Origin of the sequence: Methylobacterium sp. J-048 (assembly GCF_022829515.1) — a bacterium.
Classification (GTDB): domain Bacteria; phylum Pseudomonadota; class Alphaproteobacteria; order Rhizobiales; family Beijerinckiaceae; genus Methylobacterium.
This window is the reverse complement of sequence record NZ_JAKSYL010000227.1, coordinates 16,114-33,637: the sequence shown is the minus strand read 5'-3', so window position 1 is coordinate 33,637 and position 17,524 is coordinate 16,114. Positions and strand designations below refer to the sequence as shown.

The 17,524-nt window shown below is 69.9% G+C and carries 20 protein-coding genes; 9 read left to right on the top strand and 11 right to left on the bottom strand.

Annotation, left to right across the window (positions count from 1 at the left end):
- Positions 1–3 precede the first annotated feature (3 nt).
- The gene (locus tag MKL09_RS22375; protein WP_244023824.1) at positions 4–2,466 is read left to right on the top strand and encodes a PBP1A family penicillin-binding protein; all 2,463 of its coding nucleotides are present in this window, start codon (positions 4–6) and stop codon (positions 2,464–2,466) included.
- A gap of 4 nt (positions 2,467–2,470) precedes the next feature.
- On the opposite strand, the gene MKL09_RS22370 is transcribed toward MKL09_RS22375, so the two are convergent.
- Positions 2,471–2,899 (bottom strand): DUF1810 domain-containing protein, encoded by a 429-nt coding sequence (locus tag MKL09_RS22370; protein WP_244023822.1) that lies wholly within the window; start codon positions 2,897–2,899, stop codon positions 2,471–2,473.
- Between the two features lie 32 nt (positions 2,900–2,931).
- Between MKL09_RS22370 and MKL09_RS22365 the strand changes: the two genes are divergently transcribed.
- A complete protein-coding gene (locus MKL09_RS22365) occupies positions 2,932–3,348 on the top strand; it encodes a hypothetical protein (RefSeq protein ID WP_244023820.1) in 417 nt (138 codons plus the stop codon).
- A gap of 98 nt (positions 3,349–3,446) precedes the next feature.
- Here the strand turns inward: MKL09_RS22365 and MKL09_RS22360 are convergent, their stop codons facing one another.
- The 8 genes from MKL09_RS22360 to MKL09_RS22325 form a co-directional block, all read right to left on the bottom strand.
- Entirely contained in the window at positions 3,447–3,782 is a 336-nt protein-coding gene (locus tag MKL09_RS22360; protein ID WP_244023818.1) for a hypothetical protein, read from the bottom strand.
- Between the two features lie 287 nt (positions 3,783–4,069).
- Positions 4,070–4,483 carry an EF-hand domain-containing protein gene (locus MKL09_RS22355; RefSeq protein ID WP_244023816.1) on the bottom strand — a complete coding sequence of 138 codons (414 nt, stop codon included), beginning with the start codon at positions 4,481–4,483 and terminating at the stop codon, positions 4,070–4,072.
- Positions 4,484–4,660: 177 nt separating this feature from the next.
- A complete protein-coding gene (locus tag MKL09_RS22350; protein ID WP_058194091.1) occupies positions 4,661–4,912 on the bottom strand; it encodes a hypothetical protein in 252 nt (83 codons plus the stop codon).
- Positions 4,913–5,013: 101 nt separating this feature from the next.
- A complete protein-coding gene (locus MKL09_RS22345) occupies positions 5,014–6,633 on the bottom strand; it encodes an ABC transporter substrate-binding protein (RefSeq protein ID WP_244023814.1) in 1,620 nt (539 codons plus the stop codon).
- A gap of 128 nt (positions 6,634–6,761) precedes the next feature.
- On the bottom strand, positions 6,762–7,823 hold the full coding sequence (locus MKL09_RS22340; protein ID WP_244023812.1) for an MBL fold metallo-hydrolase: 1,062 nt from the start codon (positions 7,821–7,823) through the stop codon (positions 6,762–6,764).
- A 76-nt stretch (positions 7,824–7,899) separates the two neighbouring features.
- The gene (locus MKL09_RS22335) at positions 7,900–8,136 is read right to left on the bottom strand and encodes a DUF6894 family protein (RefSeq protein WP_244023810.1); all 237 of its coding nucleotides are present in this window, start codon (positions 8,134–8,136) and stop codon (positions 7,900–7,902) included.
- A 105-nt stretch (positions 8,137–8,241) separates the two neighbouring features.
- Positions 8,242–9,267 carry an aromatic ring-hydroxylating oxygenase subunit alpha gene (locus MKL09_RS22330; RefSeq protein WP_244024011.1) on the bottom strand — a complete coding sequence of 342 codons (1,026 nt, stop codon included), beginning with the start codon at positions 9,265–9,267 and terminating at the stop codon, positions 8,242–8,244.
- Between the two features lie 415 nt (positions 9,268–9,682).
- A complete protein-coding gene (locus MKL09_RS22325; protein ID WP_244023808.1) occupies positions 9,683–10,312 on the bottom strand; it encodes an ATPase in 630 nt (209 codons plus the stop codon).
- 294 nt (positions 10,313–10,606) lie between these two features.
- Between MKL09_RS22325 and MKL09_RS22320 the strand changes: the two genes are divergently transcribed.
- The 5 genes from MKL09_RS22320 to rimM are packed head-to-tail and all read left to right on the top strand — an operon-like array spanning position 10,607 to position 13,819.
- On the top strand, positions 10,607–10,834 hold the full coding sequence (locus MKL09_RS22320) for a glutathione S-transferase (RefSeq protein ID WP_244023806.1): 228 nt from the start codon (positions 10,607–10,609) through the stop codon (positions 10,832–10,834).
- Positions 10,835–10,852: 18 nt separating this feature from the next.
- Positions 10,853–12,412 carry a signal recognition particle protein gene (gene ffh, locus MKL09_RS22315; RefSeq protein WP_244023804.1) on the top strand — a complete coding sequence of 520 codons (1,560 nt, stop codon included), beginning with the start codon at positions 10,853–10,855 and terminating at the stop codon, positions 12,410–12,412.
- Positions 12,409–12,744: a chorismate mutase gene (locus MKL09_RS22310; RefSeq protein ID WP_243942886.1), complete on the top strand. Its 336-nt coding sequence runs from the start codon at positions 12,409–12,411 to the stop codon at positions 12,742–12,744. The genes ffh and MKL09_RS22310 overlap by 4 nt, the downstream gene beginning before the upstream one ends.
- Before the next feature lie 4 nt (positions 12,745–12,748).
- A complete protein-coding gene (gene rpsP / locus MKL09_RS22305; protein ID WP_147896965.1) occupies positions 12,749–13,111 on the top strand; it encodes a 30S ribosomal protein S16 in 363 nt (120 codons plus the stop codon).
- Positions 13,112–13,123: 12 nt separating this feature from the next.
- Positions 13,124–13,819 carry a ribosome maturation factor RimM gene (rimM, locus tag MKL09_RS22300; protein WP_244023802.1) on the top strand — a complete coding sequence of 232 codons (696 nt, stop codon included), beginning with the start codon at positions 13,124–13,126 and terminating at the stop codon, positions 13,817–13,819.
- Positions 13,820–13,853: 34 nt separating this feature from the next.
- Here rimM and MKL09_RS22295 read toward each other — a convergent pair whose 3' ends face one another.
- A complete protein-coding gene (locus tag MKL09_RS22295; RefSeq protein WP_244023800.1) occupies positions 13,854–14,774 on the bottom strand; it encodes a LysR family transcriptional regulator in 921 nt (306 codons plus the stop codon).
- A gap of 92 nt (positions 14,775–14,866) precedes the next feature.
- Between MKL09_RS22295 and MKL09_RS22290 the strand changes: the two genes are divergently transcribed.
- Positions 14,867–15,658, top strand: coding sequence for an NAD(P)H-dependent oxidoreductase (locus MKL09_RS22290; protein WP_244023798.1), 792 nt, complete (start codon positions 14,867–14,869; stop codon positions 15,656–15,658).
- Positions 15,659–15,676: 18 nt separating this feature from the next.
- On the opposite strand, the gene MKL09_RS22285 is transcribed toward MKL09_RS22290, so the two are convergent.
- On the bottom strand, positions 15,677–16,396 hold the full coding sequence (locus tag MKL09_RS22285; RefSeq protein ID WP_244023796.1) for a class I SAM-dependent methyltransferase: 720 nt from the start codon (positions 16,394–16,396) through the stop codon (positions 15,677–15,679).
- A 75-nt stretch (positions 16,397–16,471) separates the two neighbouring features.
- On the opposite strand from MKL09_RS22285, the gene trmD reads away from it, so the two are divergent.
- The gene (gene trmD, locus MKL09_RS22280; protein WP_244023794.1) at positions 16,472–17,215 is read left to right on the top strand and encodes a tRNA (guanosine(37)-N1)-methyltransferase TrmD; all 744 of its coding nucleotides are present in this window, start codon (positions 16,472–16,474) and stop codon (positions 17,213–17,215) included.
- Positions 17,216–17,524 lie beyond the last annotated feature (309 nt).

The window sequence follows — 17,524 nt, the reverse complement described above, 5'->3', positions numbered from 1 at the left end:
GCGATGACGCCTGACGCGCCCGAGCGCGCCCCGACCGATCCGGGTCCCGCACAGCATCCCGGATCCGACACGCCGGACCCGCGCAAGGCGGCCCGCGAGGCCGGACGCGCCGCCCGCGATCTGTTCCGCCATCTGTGGATCCTGATCGTCGCCGGCGGGCGCGGCTTCCTACGCTTCGGACAGGAGGGTTTCGCGCGAACCGCTGGCGTCCTGGCGCGCAAGCGTGACCGCGTGCGACCGGTCGCGGTCGAACCCTCCGCACCGGCGGAACCGGCCGAGCGCTTCACTGCCGCCCCCGGGCGCTTCGGCCGCCCCCGGCGCCGGCCCGCGCTGCTCGCGGCGGGCCTCGCGATCCTGCTGCCCGCCCTGGCCGTAGCGATCTACCTGCTCGCCGCCTTGCTGACCCTGCCGCCGCTCGGCGGGGCGATCGTCGATACCGGCCAGCGGGCGATCACCGTCGAGGCCGATGACGGCCGGGTCTTCGCCACGCGGGGCAGCTTCCGCGGCCAGAAGCTCACCGCCGCCGACCTGCCCAAGCACCTCGCCCAGGCGATCGTGGCGATCGAGGATCGGCGCTTCTACAGCCACTGGGGCATCGACCTGCGCGGCCTCGCCCGCGCCGCCTGGCGCAACGCCGCGGGCGGCGGGGTGCGCGAGGGCGGCTCGACGATCACGCAGCAATATGTCCGCCTGACCTCGCTCAACCAGGAGAAGACGCTTTGGCGCAAGGTGCAGGAGGCGTTCCTGGCGCTCCGGGTCGAGACCACGATGAGCAAGGACGAGATCCTGCTCGGCTATCTCGACGCCGCCTATTTCGGCGCCGGCGCCTACGGGGCGGACGCGGCGGCCCGGCGCTATTTCGGCAAGCCCGCCAAGGCCCTGACCCTGCCCGAGGCGGCCATGCTGGCCGGGCTGGTGCGGGCGCCCTCGCAGCTCGCCCCGACCCGCAACCTCGGCGGCGCCAAGGAGCGGGCCGACGTGGTGCTCCAGGCCATGGTCGAGACCGGAGCGATCACGCAGAAGGACGCCGACGCGGCGCGCAAGCAGAGCGTGACCCTGAAGTCGCCGCCCGAGGCGCCGCCGGGAACCAACTACTTCCTCGACATGATCGCCGGCGACGTGAAGCGGCTGGCCGGCACCGACGGCGACATGACGGTGCGCTCGACCCTCAACCTCGACCTGCAGAGCCTCGCCGAGGGTGTCGTCGCCCGCCGCCTCGACAAGGACGGCGCCAAGCGCAAGGTCGGCCAGGCCGCCATGGTGGTGCTGTCCAAGGCCGGCGCGATCCTCGCGATGGTGGGCGGGCGGGACTACGAGGACAGCCAGTTCAACCGGGCGGTCCAGGCCAAGCGCCAGCCGGGCTCGCTGTTCAAGCTGCTGGTCTACCTGACGGCCTACGAGCAGGGGCTCACCCCCGAGAGCGTGGTGGACGATCGCCCGGTGCGGATCGGCGATTGGGAGCCCGAGAACGACGATGGCCGCTATCGCGGATCCGTGCCGCTGCGGACCGCCTTCGCGCTCTCGATCAACACGGTGGCGGCCCAGCTCGGGCAGGATGTCGGCATCCCGGCGGTGATCGCCACCGCGCGCAAGCTCGGGATCCAGTCCGAGTTGCCGAACGTGCCGAGCCTCGTCCTCGGTTCCGGCACCGTCAGCCTGCTGGAGATGACCCGCGCCTACGGCTCCGTGCTGTCCGGCCGCGCGCCGCTCGCGAGCTTCGGCATCCATGCGATCCGCGGCGCGGCCCCGCAGCCGCTCTACGTCCGGCCCGAACCGGCGCCGACCGCCACCCTGGCGCAGGAGCCACGGCAGATGATGCTCGATTCGCTCCAGGCGGTGGTCGAATCCGGGACCGGCCGGGCGGCCCGGGTGCCAGGCCAGATCATCGGCGGCAAGACCGGCACCAGCCAGGATTTCCGCGATGCCTGGTTCGTCGGCATGACCCCGGACCTCGTGGTCGGGGTCTGGATCGGCAACGACGACGACAGCCCGATGAACCGGATGTTCGGCGGCGAAATGCCGGCCGGCATCTTCCACGATTTCGTCCAACGCGCCTCCGCGCAACTCGCCAAGGGCCGGCCGCGCCCGTCGGCCGAACGGGCCGAGCCGGCACCGGCCGCCGCGCCGGTGCAGCCGCCGGCGCCGGTCGCGTCCGCCGAGATCCGGGGCGTGCCCGAGGTGCTCGACACCGGGACTTTGTCGTTGCGCGGGCGGACCGTGCGCCTCCTCGGCGTCGTGGGCGAGCGCGGCCACCTCGCCCGCCAGCTCGCGAACTATCTGCGCCGCCGCGAGGTGGTCTGCAGCGTCTCCGAGGGGGCCACGGGCCGCTGCCGGATCGAGGGCGACGACCTCGCCGCCCTGATCCTCACGGCAGGCGGCGCGCGCGCTGCGGAGGATGCGCCACCCGACCTCCTCGGCGCCGAGGAGCAAGCCCGGGCCGAGCGCGTCGGGCTATGGGGACGGTGACCGTTTAATCGTGGCCGAGCTTGGCCAGGGTCAGCGGATCGGGCTCACCGCCGAAGTAGCGCGCCAGCGCCGCAGCGAAGCCCGGCTCCTCCGGTGCGGCGCGCGCGAACAGGGTCATGCTGGAACGGAACTTCACGTCGTCGGGTGAGCCGAAGATCGCGTGCGCCGAGCGGCCGGTGACGCCGTTCACCGCCGCAGTGCAGGTGCGCAAGCGCGGGCCGAGCACCGGGTGGGCGAGATAGGCCCGAGCCTCGTCGAGGGAGACGATGGCGTAACGCTGCGCCATCGCGCTGGAGCCCAGGCCGGCGATCTGCGGGAAGATGAACCACATCCAGTGGCTGCGCTTCTCCCCGGCGCGCAGCTCGGCGAGCGCCCGCTCGTGGACGCCCTCCTGCGCGGCGACGAAACGCTTGAGATGGTACGGTTCGGCCATGGTCCCGCTCCGGTCTGCCCGGAAACAACCCGGTGGCAGCCGTTCGGATGCGCGCGCGGCCGACGCGCCGCGGCGGATCGTGTAAGCTCGACCCGATGCTCGACATGCTCCTCGGCTTCATGATCGCCAACCCGGCGACGAGCCACGCCCTCACGGCACTGCTTGAGACGACCGGGGTCGCGGCGGCGATGATCCTGCTGCGCGCGCCGCGCCCCGAAGCGACCGCGGCTTTGGTGGTCTCGACCTATTATTTCGGCCGGGAGGCCGGGCAGCGCGAGCACGACATCAAGCATGCCGGCTGGGACGCCGTTCAGGCGCATCTCGGCGCCGAATTCCTGTACGGCTGGTCGCTGCCCAACCTCCAGCAATGGATGGCGCCGACCTGCGCCGCCTGGGCGGTCGCCGCCACGATTGTCCTGGTCCGCCGCCGCCTAACGCCGGCACTCTAGCGCCCCGTCCCGGATCTCGGAGCCAGGGTGAGGCGCCAGGTCTTTGGTCTAGCATCGGCGTTTTCCGAAAGCCGGACCCGGCTCTTCGGGATGATGCTCTAATGACAGGGAATGCCGGCATCTGCGGGCGACATGCCGCGCGCCAGTCGGCGCCCGACATGGAACAGGACCTTCTCGATCAGCGCCACGGTCAACGGATCGCCGTCGTGCTTCGCGAGATGATAGGCGACGAGCAGGTTGTCGCTGATGTCACCGAGCAGATCCGACGAATCGCTCAAAGCCTCGGCGGAGAGCGGCTCCGGCGCGGGTGCAGCGGCCGGTCGTGCGTGCGTCGCTTGCGACACCTCAATGACTTGGCGCGCCGCGTCGATCATGGCCCGCATCTCCGCGAGCAGTTCCAGGCTTGTGGCGTCTTCGGGCGTATCGTTGTGCATGGTGCCGGCCCCCAACTGACCCCAAACTGCACCTACAGGTTGCGATCCGTCAACCGTTTACCTGCACATCTTCCGGGCATCGCGGGTTTATAACGCTGTCCGACAAGCGCGAGATCCCGAATGCAGCATTCAAGACGCCGGCGCCACAACCAACAGATGCAAGAGCATCCGAAGGCGTTTCGCGTGCGCCGGCCAGGCATTCGCGCCTGAAAACGGGAACGCCCCCGCGGATAGATCCGCAGGGGCGAGGTCGTTTGTCGGTGCGCTCGAAGAGCGCCCGGGCAGCGTTACTTGATCAGGGCGAGCAGCGCCTTGCCGGCCTTGGAGTTCAGCTCCTTGGCGTCGAGGGTGCCGTCGCTATCCGGGTCGGCGGCCTTGAAGCGCGTGTCGACCGCGGCGAGGTATTCCTTCTTGTCGATGGTGCCGTCATTGTCCGGATCGGCCTGCTTCAGCCCGGCCTTGCTCAGGCGGCCCTTGAGCTCCTTGGCGTCGAGGGTGCCGTCGGAATCCTTCTCCAGGCGATCGAAGGTCGCAGAGGCCACGGCCTCGACTTCCTTGAGGTCGACGGTGCCGTCGTTGTCGGTGTCGATCATCTTGACGGCACTGGCGCCGCTCACCGGCTTGGCCAGGGCGGCGGGGACCGTGAGGCCGGAGAAGGCGAACGCAACTGCGGCGAAGCCACTGATGAAACGAAGGGTCATTGCCAAATTCTCCCGAAACATGATGCGTGATCTTCCTAGTCGCGCCCCGGTGTTGCCGCAAGTGCGAAGTTGGCCGGGCAGCGTGGCTCTCGGGAGATGAAGACGTGGAAAAAGGGGTCGGCACATGCCGACCCCTCTCACGATCATCCAGTCATGTGACGCGGTTGCCGGACCGAATCAGTAGCCGTAGCCGCGGCGGACCGCCGGGCGGTCGTCCTCGAAACGCTGACGGCGATACATCCGGTCGTCATCGTCGGCGCGGTCGCGATCCCGGCGGTATTCCTCGCGGCGGAAGTCGCGTTCCCGCTGGCCGCGGGAGCGCAGATCGACGCTGGGACCGTCGGGTCCGATATCGATGCGCTGAGCCGAAGCGGGAACGACGGTCGCGAGGGAGGCGGCCAGGATGGCGCCGGCGAGCAGGGTCTTCATGGGACACTCCTTCGTGCGTTGGGGGTCCAACACAGTCTCGAGAGGATCGTTCCCGATTCGCCCGAGGCTATCCCCACCGCATCGCAGGGATCCGGCCGGGCTCAAGCCAGGGTCGACAGGTCCTGAAACCAGTGCTGCGCCTGGACATAGTCCTTCACCCGCGGCGACAATGCGTGGGGATTGGTGTCGTGCACCACCCAGACTTGCACCGCGTCGTCCACGACGATTTCATGGATGCGGGCCAGCAGCCTGTTCTGCTCTTCCGGGTCCAGGCTCGCCTTCACCTTGTCGCAGAGGGCATCCACCTCGGGATTGCGGTAGTGGCTCCAGTTCACACCGCTCGGGGCGATCTGTTTCGAATCGTAGAAGCGCAGGATCGCGTAGAACGGGTCCGAGGTGACGTAGGCGATGTTGCCGGCGGTCACGCCCTTCAGGCTCGGATCCGCCGCGCCCTGGCGCCAGGCCGTGTAGGCCACCTCCAGCTCGACGGTCTTGAACTCGACCTGGATGCCGACCTCCGCCCAGCTCTGCTGGACGAACTCGTTGATCGGCAGGGACAGCATCTGCCCGGTCCCGCCGGTAGGGATCATGATCGTCGCCTTCACCGGGTTCTGCACCGAGAACCCGGCCTCCTGCACGAGCTTGCGCGCCTGATCGACGTCGGTCTTGATCTGGAAGCTCGGCTTGCCGAACCACGGGCTCGACGTCTGCATCTGGCCGACCGCGGGTTGCGCCAAGCCGCCGAGCAGCTGGACGACGCCCTCGCGGTCGATGGCGAGGTTGGCGGCCTTGCGCAGGCGCAGGTCGCGCCAGGGCGAGCCCTCCAGCATCGACAGGTGGTAGTTCCAGACATGCGGGGTGTCGTTGCCGACCACGCGCATGCCGGACGCCTTGAGGCGCGGCACCGCGTCGGGAGCCGGCGCCTCGATCAAATCGACGTTGCCGGAGAGCAGCGCGTTCACCCGGGCGAGGTCCTCGGGCACGCAGGTCAGCGTCAGCTTGGCGAGCTTCGGCACCCGCTTCGAGTTCCAGTAGCCGGCATTCGGCAGCAATTCGAGGCGGACCCGGGGGACCAGCTGGCCCAGCTTGAACGGACCGGTGCCCGAGGGCTGGAACGCGAACTTCGCCCAGTCGCGCCCGACCGCCTCGTACTGTGCGGGCGAGGAGATCAGGAACCACAGCATCTGGTACGGGAACAGGCTGTCGGGATTCTTGGTCGTCACCTGGACGGTCTTGGCGTCGAGCTTCCGGTAGCTCGCGACGCCCGGCAGCCGTGGCCGGACCTGGGCGGCCTGCCGCTGGTCGAAATGCGGCGCCTCCTTGTTGAGGACCTTGTCGAAGTTCCAGATCACCGCGTCGGCATCGAAGGCCGAGCCGTCATGGAACGCCACGCCCTCGCGCAGGTGGAAGATCCAGACCTTGGGATCCGCCTTCTCGACCTCCCAGGACGTGGCGAGCCCGGGAACGATCGTGCCCGGCCGGTCGGCGATGCCGAGGTCCCAGGCGACCAGGGGGTCGTACAGGGTCAGGCCGGTGAACTGGTAGCCGCCGGCGCCGCGGTCCGGCTGGCCGGTGGTGAGCGGCAGGTCGGTCATGGAGATGCCGTAGGTCAGGCTGCCGGCACCCGCGCCCTGCGCGCCGGCTCGTCCCGCCGAGCCCAACGCCGCCAGAGCGGCGCCCCCGGCCATGAGCGCGCGGCGTGTCGGCTTGATCAGGTCCATCGTGTCTCTCGGCAGAAGGGGACGCGCGGCCCGTCAGCGCCCCTTCCGTCGAGAAGTGTCGCTTGCGGGCTGCATACGGTATCTTGCATGCATCGTGCCCAACGCTGCGGCTCCCGGTATCCGGAGCTTCAGACCTCCCAGACCTGGCCGGGCCTCAGCGCCAGGAACCGCTCGGACGCGATGCCGTGCGCCTCCAGCGCCGCCGCCAGCGCTTCCGGGGGACGTTCGATGCCCTCGTCGGTGAGCTGGAAGGTGCCCCAATGGTGGCCGAGCGCCTGCTCGGCTCCGAGCAGTACGAGCGCCTCCACGGCCTCGGCCGGGTTCACGTGCTGCGCCTGCATGAACCAGCGCGGCTCGTAGGCGCCGATCGGCAGCGTCGCGAGCCGGGGGGCCCCGAACCGGGCGCGGATGTCGCGGAACAGGCCGCCGTCGCCGAAGCCAGTATCGCCGACATGGTAGTGGACACCCTGGACCGAGGTGATCACGAAGGCGCACCACAAAGCCATGCGCCGGTCCTTCACGCCGCGGGCAGACCAGTGGTTGGCCGGCACCAAGTGGACGGCCAGCCCGTCGCCGAGATCGACCGACTCGCCCCAGTCGCGGGTCTCGACATGCATCGTGTCGTCGTAGTTGCGCAGGATCGTGTCGTTGCCGAGCGGCGCCACGATCAGCGGCTGGTGGGCCTGCCAGATCCGGGCGAGGCTCGGCCCGTCGAGATGATCGTAGTGGTTGTGGGTGATCAGCACCGCATCGATCGGCGGCAGGTCACCGAGCGCGATCCCCGGCGGGTTGACCCGCTTGGGTCCGGCGAACCGGACCGGGCTGGCGCGCTTGGCGAAGACCGGATCGATCAGGATGTTGCGGCCGGCGACCTGCACCAGATAGCTCGCATGGCCTATCAGCACGACGCGCAGCGAGCCGCTGCGCTCGGGCGGCCGGTCTGCCGGGAACGGGCTCGGGTAGCTCTTAGGCCAGGGCTCGCGCTGCCGCTTGGCCTGCCAGCGCAGCACGTCCGGCAGCGATTTGTCGGTGGCCTGGTCCGGCAGGAAGAACCGCAGTCCGTCGAAATGGTCGGATTTCGGCCCGCGATAATACGGGTTCTTGCCCCGCCGGTGGGCGGCATAGCCGACGCCGCCGAGCGTCATGACCGTGGCCGCACTCGCGACCGTGAGCAGGCTGCGCCGTTTCATGGAGGGGAGATGGCCGGCACGGCGCCGTGGTCAAGCTCCCCCGACCGCGACGGGGAGCCTCATGTCGGTCCTCGCCTCACTCCACGGCTTCCGTGGCGAGGGACAGGCGCGCGCGAAACACCACCTTGCCGACCGTGTCGCGCACGCAGGCGACGTAATCCTGGCGCTCGACATCGGGCAGCATGTCGCGGGCGATCGCCGACATGATCCGGGTGACCTTGGCGCGCGCGGCCGGCAGGTCCGGCAGGTCGAAACCGACCTCGTCGTGGACCGGCTGGGAACCGTCATGGAGATCGATGAAGAAGCGGGGCATTGGCGCACAGCGTCTCAAGGGAGGTAATTCTCCAATAGGAGTGCGCAAATTGTGGTTAATGATGCGTTAACCGCCTCGAATAGTTGCTTATAACTGTCCTACAAATTAGGAGCGCCAGCGCAGTTCGCGCTGTTCCAGCGGGTTCACGAACGCGCGACCGGCCCGGGCCGATTCCAGGGCCTCGCGCTTGAGCCGGAAATACCATTGCGAGGGCAGATCGCCCTGCCCGAACAGCACCATGGTCGGCTTGCGGTCCAGGCCGTCCTGGGCGTGCTGGAGCACCTGCTGGTCCTGGGTCAGGAACTGGCGCATTAGCGGGCGGGCGATGGGCTTGAGCAGGTTCAGCGCCGGCATGCTCCAGTAGAGGGCGTTGGTGAGCAGGGTGCGGTCCGGCGTCAGCGGCGTCGCGAAGGTGTAGTTGGCCACGCGCTTCTCGCCGGCGCGGATGCGCTCCAGGCGCACGCCGGGCAGGCGGAACTCGATCTCGACCTCGGGCACGCCGCCCAGCAGGCGGTAGACCGGCGAACTCGTCGTGGTGGCGTGGCTGGTCATGACGAAGCCGTGCGGCACCGGCTGAAACGTCTTCACCTTCTCGCGCAGCTGCTTCGAGGGCCGGAACCACCAGCTGTCATGCACGAAGGCGACGTGGCCGGGATCGACCAGGCTCAAGGTGGTGAGATCGTAGGAGGCCTCGACCACGAGTTCGACAACGAGAGACCCGGCCGGCTCGAAATCCAGCTCCGGCACCGCCGGCACCGCGCCGGCCGCGGGCCCGAGATGCGGGTTCACCCACAAAAAGCCGGCGCTCTCCTGAACGGGAAAGCGCTGGACCTGGATGCGGGAGAAATCCGCGGCGTCATGCTCGGACAGCGTCGGCACGTCGCGGCAGCGCCCATCCGTGCCGAAGCGCCAGCCGTGGAACGGGCACATCAGCGTATCGCCGTCGAAGCGGCCCTTGGACAGCGCCATGCCGCGATGCGGGCAACGGTCGCGGAGCGCGAACGGGGTGCCGTCGGGAGCGCGGCCCAGCACGATCTGCTCACCGTTCAGCTCCACGGCGCGAAGCCCAGTGCGGCCGAGGCTGCGGGACTGGCCGACGCAGTACCACGCGTTGCCGAGCGGCTGGCGCATGGCCTCCGGGTCGAGGGCGGCATCCTCGGGCTGACGCGGCAGGGAGGTGACGGGGGCGTTCAAAGGGGGTTCGGGCTGACCTCGGTGCGCCGGTCATACGCCCGACAGCCGGGGCGGGGAAGCACGGGTGCGGGCGCCGGCACGGGGAGGACAAACGGGCGCAGCCACGGGGCTTCACAAGCGGGCCGGAGCCACCTACCTTCGCTTCACCCGCAACGAACGAAAGGAGGTGATCCAGTGTCTCATTGTCATCAGCCGTCAGTCTCGGCTTACCGGACCTGGACCGTCGCCTCCGGCGCGTCGATCTAAGACGCGTCTGAGCCCCGATTTCGGGACAGTTCCGCCGGACATGACGGTTCGGCAATGGAAGGGCCACCCTCACGGGTGGCCCTTCGGCTTTTTAAGCCTTGAATGTTCAGCGCTTCGGCGCCTGGAACAGCGGCTGGGCCAGGGCCTCGGTCCGCGCCCGCCACAGGTCGCGCTCCTCGCGCAGGGCATCGCGCTCGGCCGCGATGGCGTGGCGCTCGGCCCGCAGCCCATCGCGCTCGGCGACGGCCCGGTCGCGCTCGGCCCGCATGTGCTCGCGCTCCTGGCGGAACCGCTCGCGCTCGTTCCGGAACTCCTCGCGCTCGGCGCGGACTTCTTCCTGCTCGGCGCGCAGATCCTCGATCGAGCCGATCTCCTCGCGGATGTGCTCCCGGAGCGCCCGCATCTCCTCGGCCAGGATCGCCTGCAGCTCGTCCTGACGCTCGGCCTCCAGCCGCAGCTTGGCCTTGAGCATCATGTTCTCGGCCATCAGCTCGGACACGTCCGCATCCTCCGCGACCGCGCCGACCCCGTCGGGCTGAGCCACCAGCCGGGGCGACCACGCCGCCTCGGCACCGCGGGGGGCCTGGATCTCCGGCGCGGCCTCTTGCGGGCGGTCGTCGCCGCGCGGCTCGGCCGGGCTGTGGGTCTTCATCGTCGCGAGCCAGTCCCGCAAGGGGCCGGGGGCGATTCGGCTGCCGATCTCGTGCGGCGGCAAGGTGCGGGCGGGTTCCGACATCGGCGGTCGTCCTGAACGGGTGCTGCCCGATCAGAGTCCCAACATGCTTAACGATCCGTAAAAGTTAATGGGCGGCTTCAACCCTGAGGTAGTTCCCGGGCGAGGACACCGAAAATTGACTTTCGCGGCCGCTGCCGCTACCCCCGCGCCTCCGATCCGTAGCAGATCGCCTCGACACGAAGCCGACCGGTCCCCGAGACCGGAGGTCAACGCCCGACAGCGCGTCCGCGCCCTCGGGCGCGATCTGTGTTGGGCCGATCCGCCGCGCCGGAATCCGCCGGTCGAGGCCTTTGCATGCCCCAAGTCGCCGTGACCCAAGCCGCATTGAACATTGCGGACGCGATCAACGAGACTTGCCCCTGGTCGGGCAAGCCGATCTCGGCCGATTCGCTGACGCTCTATAACGGCGCCGTGGTCGGCTTCTGCAATCCGGATTGCCGGGACAAGTTCGCGAGCGCCGTGCGCAGCTTCGAGGCCGCCCTGCAGGCGCGCCGCGTCGAGCGCGCCGGGCTCGAACAGTAAGCGCGGGTCCGAAAAACCATGTTCGAAGGCCTGTCCGACCGTCTCTCCGGCATCCTCTCGGGGCTCACCCGCCGGGGCGCCCTGACCGAAGCCGACGTCACCGCGGCGATGCGCGAGGTCCGCCGCGCCCTGCTGGAAGCCGACGTCGCCCTGGAGGTCGTGCGCGGCTTCACCGACCGGGTGAAGGAGAAGGCGGTCGGCGCCGTCGTGCTCAAGTCGGTCACCCCCGGCCAGATGGTCGTCAAGATCGTCAACGACGAGCTGGTGGCGATGCTCGGCACCGATGCCGAGGTGATCGACCTCAACGCCCCCGCTCCAGTGCCGATCCTGATGGTCGGCCTCCAGGGCTCGGGCAAGACGACCACCACCGCCAAGATCGCCCGGCGCCTGTCGGAGCGCGAGAAGCGGCGGGTGCTGCTCGCCTCCCTCGACACCCGCCGCCCGGCCGCCATGGAGCAGCTCGCGGTGCTCGCGAAGCAGGTCGGCGTCGAGAGCCTGCCGATCGTGGCCGGCCAGTCGGCGGTGCAGATCGCCAAGCGCGCCATGGAAGCGGCCCGGCTCGGCGGCTTCGACGTGGTGATGCTCGACACCGCCGGCCGCACCACGGTCGACGAGGCCCTGATGGTCGAGGCGGCCGAGGTGAAGGCCGCGACCCGGCCCCACGAGGTGCTGCTGGTCGCCGACGCGCTGACCGGCCAGGACGCGGTCAACACCGCCCGGGCCTTCGACGAACGCCTCGGCGTCACCGGTATCGTGCTCACCCGCATGGACGGCGATTCCCGCGGCGGCGCGGCGCTCTCGATGCGCGCCGTCACCGGCAAGCCGATCAAGCTCGTCGGCACCGGCGAGAAGGTCGACGCGCTGGAGGAGTTCCACCCGGCCCGCGTTGCCAACCGCATCCTCGGCATGGGCGACATCGTCTCCCTGGTCGAGAAGGCCGCCGAGACCATCGACCACGAGCAGGCGCTCCGCACCGCGGAGAAGATGCGCAAGGGCAAGTTCGATCTCGAAGACTTGTCCATGCAGCTCGCCCAGATGGAGAAGATGGGCGGCATCGGCGGGCTGATGGGCATGCTGCCCGGCATGGGCGCGATGAAGAAGCAGGTCGAGGGCGCCAAACTCGACGAGAAGATGTTCAAGCGCCAGCGGGCGATCATCTCGTCGATGACCCCGCACGAGCGCAAGAACCCGGACCTGCTGAAGAACTCCCGCAAGAAGCGCATCGCGGCGGGCTCGGGCGTCGACGTCTCGGAGATCAACAAGCTCCTGAAGATGCACCGGACCATGGCCGACATGATGAAGGCGATGGGCTCGGGCAAGCGCGGCATCGGGCAGGCGCTCGGCTCGATGTTCGGGCTCGGCGGCGGCGGGATGGGCGGCCTGCCGCCCGGCATGCCCGAGCCGACCCCGGAGCAGATCGCCCAACTCGAAAAACAGTTCGGCGGCAAGCTGCCGCCGATGCCGCCGGGCCTGGGCGGGGGCGGATTGGGTGGCATGCCGAAGATGCCGGGGCTTCCGGGCCTCGGCGGTCCGAAGCTGCCCGGCCTCGGCGGCTTCATGCCGGGGAAGAAGAAATGAGCGTGCTGGCGGCCCAGGCGGTCGATCCCGAACTCGCGCGCCTGCGCGACAGCATCGACAATTTCGATGCGGCGCTGATCCATCTGCTCGCCGAGCGCTTCCGCTGCACGCAGCGGGTCGGCGAGCTCAAGGCCCGAAAGGGGATCCCCCCTTCCGATCCGGACCGGGAGGCCCGTCAGGTCGCCCGGCTCCGCAAGCTCGCGGTCGACGCCAAGCTCGACCCCGATTTCGCCGAGAAGTTTTTGGCCTTCGTGGTCAAGGAAGTGATTCGGCACCACCAGACGATCGCGGCCAACCATGCGCCGTCGGTCGAAGAACAGAGAAAGTCCTAAGACAATGGCCCTGAAGATCCGTCTCACGCGCGGTGGCGCCAAGAAGCGTCCGTACTACCGCATCGTCGTCGCCGACGCCCGCGCCCCCCGCGATGGCCGCTTCATCGACAAGGTCGGCGCCTACGACCCGATGAAGCCCAAGGACGATCCGGCCCGGATCCAGCTCGACGCCGAGAAGATCCAGGGCTGGCTCGCCAAGGGCGCGCAGCCGACCGACCGGGTCCTGCGCTTCCTCGACCAGGCTGGCCTCGCCAAGCGTCCGACGCGCAACAACCCGCAGAAGGCCGAGCCCGGCGAGAAGGCCAAGGAGCGTGCGACCAAGCGCGCCGAGAAGGCCGCCGCGCCCGCTGAGGACGCTGCGGCGTAAGGCGGCCCCGCCATGGCGCGCCGCCCCGCAGGTTCATTCTCCCGCGACGGCGGTCGCCGCGGCCGCGCCGGCACGGCGATCGGTGCCATCGCGCCCGAGGCCGCGACATCGTCCAAGGCACCGGCCCCGAAGCCGGTGGTGCCGCCTTTGCCGTCCGACCCGAACCTCGTCCTCCTAGGCGAGTTCGGGCGCGCGCACGGGCTCAACGGCGAGATCCGGCTCAAATCCCACACCGGCGATCCGTTGGCGATCGCCGGCTACAGCCCGCTCCTGACCTCCGACGGTCGGACGCTGACCCTGTCGGGCGTGCGCACTGCCCCTGGTTCCTCCCCCGACATCCTGGTCGCCAGGGTCAAGGATATCGGCAGCCGCAGCGCCGCCGAGACGCTCAACCGCGTCGCCTTGTTCGTCCCCCGCGACCGCCTGGCGGAGCCCGAGGATGACGACGAGGTCTACGCGGCCGACCTGGTCGGGGCCACCGCGATGGACGAGGCCGGGACCGTCGTCGGCACGGTCGTGGCGGTGCCGAATTACGGCGGCGGCGACCTCCTCGAGCTCCGCCCCGTCGCGGGCGGCGCCACGGCGCTCCTGCCCTTCACCAAGGCCTTCGTGCCGGTCCTGGACCTCCCTCAGCGGCGCGTCACCGTGGTCCTGCCGGAGGATTTCTTCGCGCCGGTCGGCGAGAAGCCCGCCGACGATCCGGGCTGACACCCCTGTCCCAGCGCGGGTGTGACCGTCCGGCTCACGGCCCGGCGATGCCGGGAAGCTCCGTCAGCGCTGCCGCCAGGGCATCCACGACGAGCCGGACGCGCCGGATGCGGATGCGGCCGGGCACGACCAGGATCGAGAGCGGGACGGGCTCGGGCGCGTAGTCCGGCAGGACCTGCTCGATCGCGCCCGCCGCCAGCAGATCGTCGACGAGCCAGATATGAGCGGCCGCGATGCCGCGCCCCTGCGCCAGGGCCTCGCGGGCGGCCAAGCCGTGATCGACCAGCAGGCGGCCGTCCACCGGGATGCGGGATGTCGCGCCGTCCGGCCCGTACAGGCACAGCGTGTCGCTGCCGGCAACGTTGCTCATGCGGATCGCCGGATGCCGCACTAGGTCGTCCGGTTTCTCGGGCCGGCCGTGTTCCGCGAGATAGCGCCGCGACGCCACCAGGATCCGACGCGAGCGACCGACGGCCTTGCGCTGCAGGCTGCTCTCCGCCAGCGGGCCGAGCCGGATCGCCACATCCATCGCCTCGCGCACCAGGTCAATGCGCTCATCGGTGAGGCTGAGATCGACGCTGATTCCCGGATAGCGATCCTGGACTGCGAACAACGCCCGGCAGACGTGGCGAACGCCCAGGGCCGCCGTGCATGACACGCGCACCGTGCCGGTCAGGCCGCCGCCCGCGTTCCGGACGCCGTCCGTGGCCTCGTCGACCAACCGCAGGATGGTACGCGCCTCCGCGTGAAAGCGCTGGCCCTCGTCCGTCAGGGTGACCCGCCGCGTGGTCCGGTTCAGCAGGGTGGCCCCGAGGGCGGCTTCGAGCTCGGCCACGTGCCGGCTGACGGTCGATTGACCGACGCCCTGCTCGCGCGCCACGGCCGACAGGCTGCCGCGCTCGACCACGCGGACGAAGCTGCGCATCCGCTCCAACGTGACGCTCGATTGATCCATTGCGCGGAACGATCCTATCTCGCCATGCCATCTATCGGATGGCCGAACGGGCTTCTAGCTTCGCGGCTCCTCCTCCCCAGCGAGCTCGCACCATGAAGATCCTCATCGTCTCGGCCCATCCGGATCCGGCATCGCTGACGAACGCGCTGCGCGGCGTGGCGGTGGACCAACTGGAGGCGGACGGACACGAAGTCCGCGTCACCGACCTCTACGCAGCAGGCTGGAAGAGTGCGGTCGATCGGACCGACTTCCCATCCCTGCCGGACGCTACGCGCCTGCGGGTTCCGGCCGCGTCCAGCGCGGCGTTCACCACCGGGACCCTGACCGACGACGTGACCGCCGAGCAGGCCAAGCTGCTGTGGGCGGATGCGCTGATCCTGGCGTTCCCGCTCTGGTGGTTCTCAATGCCGGCGATCCTGAAAGGATGGATCGACCGGGTCTACGCCTACGGGTTCGCCTACGGCGTCGGCGAGCACAGCGAGACCCGCTGGGGCGACCGCTACGGCGAGGGCACGCTCGCCGGCAAGCGCGCGATGCTGATAGTGATGGCGGGCGGCTGGGAGACGCATTACGGTCCCCGAGGCATCAACGGCCCGATCGAGGACCTGCTGTTCCCGATCCAGCACGGCGTGCTGTTCTACCCGGGCTACGCCGTGCTCCCGCCCTTCGTCATGTATCGGGCCGACAGCCTGAGCGAGACCGGCTTCGCGGCCACCGCGGAAAGCCTGCGGGCCCGGATGCGCGCCCTGTTCAGCACGGATCCCATCCCGTTCCGGCGACAGAACGGCGGCGCTTACGCGATCCCGTCCATGGAGCTGCGGCCTGACCTGGTCCCGGATCGCACCGGTTTCGCGGCCCATCTGGGTACCGGCGATGCGTCCTGACCGCGCGACCCGAACCGCTCAGAGGGGCGTCGCGGCATCCCGGCACGGACGGATCGACTCCGGGCGCGGCCGCTCGTCCGGCGCGGGCGCCGCAAAGATCGCCAGATAGGCGCCGCCGCTCAAGGTTTGGAACCCGATCTCGCGAAAACCCACGGCGGCCAGTTCGCAGCGGAGCAGCGTCGGCGGGGTGCCGTGCCGCGACGGGATGTCGTCGGCGTCGACGATGCCGACCCGGCCGCCCGGTCGCATCGCCGGGGCGAGGTTGTGCAGGAGCCCGAAGGGCTGGGCGATCTCGTGATACATGTGCACGAGGATCGCGGCATCGACCGAGGCCGGGGGCAAGCGCGGGTCGTGGGCCTCGCCGTGCACGATGGTGACGTTGTCGAGCGCCTTCACCCGCCGCTCCAGGCTGGCCAGGTAGGCGGGGGTCACGTCCTCGGCCAGGACCTTGCCGCCGGGACCGACAAGTGGGCTCAGGCGCACCACGTAATAGCCGCTGCCGGCGCCGATATCGGCCACCGTCTCCCCGGTGGCGATGCCCATGCCGCGGGCGACCGCGTCGAACTCGCCGGCCTTGTCCCGCTCGGCCTCCGAAGACCATTGCGGCGCCACGATCTCGGCCACCGGCCGGTCGGGCTTCGGGAACGCGCTCGCGGGAGCGCCCGCAGGCGCTAAAGGGCCCGCCGCGAGGGCCGGTCCCGTCAGCAGGGCGGAGAGGAGGAGCATGCGCCGGATCATGGCCGACAACCCGCCGCGGGGCCGAACGGTGCCCGGGCCGTTGACCGTGCCGCACCCCGCGCGCGATCAAGCGCCATGACGCGCGCGGAAACGCCCTGGCGGGCCACGATCCTCACCCTCTACCCGGAGATGTTCCCGGGGCCGCTCGGCGTGTCGCTGTCGGGCGACGCGCTCGTCCGGGGCGACTGGAGCCTGGAGACGTGCAACATCCGCGATCACGGGCTCGGCCGCCACCGCTCCGTGGACGACACGCCGGCCGGCGGCGGCGCCGGGATGGTGCTGCGCTGCGACGTGCTCGCCGCCGCCATCGACGCCGCGACCGAAACGGACGATTCGCGGCCCCGGCTGCTGATGTCCCCCCGCGGCCGGCCGCTGAGCCAGACCCGGGTGCGGGAGCTCGCCGCCGGCCCGGGGGCGCTGATCGTCTGCGGCCGGTTCGAGGGCGTCGACGAGCGCGTCATCGCCGGCCGCGCCCTGGAGGAGGTCTCGATCGGCGATTATGTGCTCTCCGGCGGCGAGATCGCCGCCCTGGTGGTGCTCGACGCCTGCGTCCGGCTCCTGCCCGGGGTGATGGGCAAGGCGCAATCGGGCGACGAAGAAAGCTTCGAGGGCGGCCTCCTCGAATACCCGCACTACACAAGGCCCCGGGACTGGGAGGGGCGGCCGATCCCGGAGGTGCTGTCGGGCGGGAATCACGGCGCCATCGCCCGGTGGCGCCGCGCGGAAGCCGAGCGCATCACCGCCGAGCGGCGCCCGGACCTTCAGGCAGGCCCCAATCAGGCAGGCTCCAAGTCGATCACCGGCCCGTCGCACTCGTAATCCAGCGGATCGAGCTGCAGCGGCTGGGCGGCGGGATGCCGGAGCCGACCCGCCAGGGCGAACCGGGTCGCTAACGCTCCGATAACCATAAGTAAAACTGACCAGGCTGATAATATCGCAGCGCTGTGGAAAGACATCAGCGTACCTCGAACGCAACACGGCACGCCATTAAGGCTAACGCCCCAAGCTTAATCGACAGTTCCGTGGGTCCGAACAGCCTGTCCCGGCGAGGGTCACACGCCGAAGACTGCAGCCCTGGCAAGCGCTTGCCAGACGCCCGGTTTCGGCGCATCCCCGGCTCGGGACACT